The organism is Poseidonocella sp. HB161398 (assembly GCF_005870025.1).
Taxonomy (GTDB): Bacteria; Pseudomonadota; Alphaproteobacteria; order Rhodobacterales; family Rhodobacteraceae; genus Mangrovicoccus.
In genome coordinates, this window is sequence record NZ_VATA01000206.1 from 1 (window position 1) to 1,704 (window position 1,704).

The 1,704-nt window shown below is 64.5% G+C and carries 1 protein-coding gene and 1 pseudogene; one reads left to right on the plus strand and one right to left on the minus strand.

Annotated features, from left to right (window positions below; all coding sequences use genetic code 11):
- Positions 1 to 249, plus strand: a 249-nt coding sequence (locus tag FGX59_RS38455; RefSeq protein WP_206078563.1) for a hypothetical protein, incomplete at its 5' end; no start/stop codon positions are given.
- 118 nt (positions 250 to 367) lie between these two features.
- On the opposite strand, the pseudogene FGX59_RS36760 reads toward FGX59_RS38455, so the two are convergent.
- Positions 368 to 1,551: pseudogene (locus FGX59_RS36760) on the minus strand (IS3 family transposase).
- Positions 1,552 to 1,704 lie beyond the last annotated feature (153 nt).

Consider the following 1,704-nt stretch of genomic DNA (forward strand, 5'->3'; position numbering starts at 1 on the left):
TCCCGAAGCCCGCCTGACCGTCCCGTTGTGGCAAAACTCGCAATGCGATGCGAGCAATATCAAATGCTTATCGATTTTGACGTCGAACTTGGGATGCCCGCCTCCTGCTCCTTCAGCATCCCGATGATCTGCTCTTCGCTGAACCTTGATCGCTTCATTGTCCGTCTCCTGGTTGGCGCGGACTCAACCTCAAACTGGAGGAAGATGCGGGTCTCAGGTCAGTCCGGCTGGGGCCGCGGTCATGCGTGAGAGAGCGCTTTGTGGCGTCCAATTCCGGAGCGGCAGCTCAGGCACGCGCGCGACCTTGTTGTCAGGCAGACGCCCCGGGATGAGCTTGTCCCCGGATTCCGGACTGCGGCGATATTCACTATGCGTCCATCTTGGCGACCATGTCGATCCGTGTCTGCTCGGGCGTGCGGTAACCGATGGTCGAGTGGCGGCGCTGGCGATTGTAGAAAATCGCAATGTACTCGAACAGCGCGGCCTTTGCCTCCTGGCGCGACCGGCACCGCGTGCGGTGGACCAGCTCGTTCTTCAGGGAGCCGAAGAAACTCTCCATCGGCGCGTTATCGAGACAATCGCCCTTCCGGCTCATCGAGGCGACGGCGTTCCAAGCGTCAAGAAGCCGCTTGTAGTCACCGGCAGCATATTGGACGCCCCTATCTGAATAACAAATCAGCCCCGGCGCCGGCCGCCGGTTCTGCAGAGCCATGCACATCGCGTCGACCGCGAAGCTGCTCTTGAGCCGGTCGGACACCGACCAGCCGACGATCTCGATGGTCGCCATGTCCTTCACCGCCGCCAGGTAGAGCCAGCCCTTGTCCGTGGGCACGTAGGTGATGTCCACCAGCCAGATGCGGTCGGGCTCCGAGGCCCGGAAGTTCCGCCTCAGCAGGTTCGGCGCGATCCCCAGATTGTGTCGGCTGTCAGTCGTCCGCGGCACGCGGCGGCCCCGTCTTGGCGGAAAGATCCTGTTTTCCTTCATTAGCTTGGCCACCGTCTTACGGGCAACCCGGATGCCTTGGTCCCGCAGTTCGGCGTGGATGCGCGGAGCTCCGTATCGCCGACGACTGGCCTCGAAGATTGCACGTATCCGCGGCAACAGGGCGTCCCGGGACGCCCGGCGCGCCGCCCGTTTCGGGGCCACCGCGCGCCAGGCGTGGAACCAGCTCGCGCTGACCGAGAGCACCCGACACATGAGGCAGATGGCGGGCGCGGGCGCATGGGCGGCGATGAACTCCAGCTTCGCGTTCACTGTTTCGCCGCCCACTGCGCGAAAAAAGCCGAAGCCTTCCGCATGACCTCCACTTCTTCCTTCAGGCGGCGGTTCTCGAGGCGCAGATCGGCCAGCTCCGCACCTTCGGCCCGCTGGCGCCGGATAGCCTCGGCCGAGCCCGCGGCCGCCAGTTCGAGCCGCCAGCCCTTCAGCTGCGATGCAGACACGCCGAGTTCCCGGGCGACGCTGGCCTGGGTGACGCCTGGCTCGGAAAGTCGGGCAACAGCCTGTACCTTGAACTCGGCGGTGAAGTTACGGCGGGGCTGTCTGTTCATGTGGGGTCCCTCTCTCTGGGAGTAATTTAACTCCCAGTCCGGGATCCGGGGGCAAGCTCACGTGCTGCCTGCCCCCGAAGACGCGATGGAGTTCGTGTCGCTGATGGTGGCCACGCCGGAGCCCGCTGCGGAGCCACCATTGGCAGGCGGCAG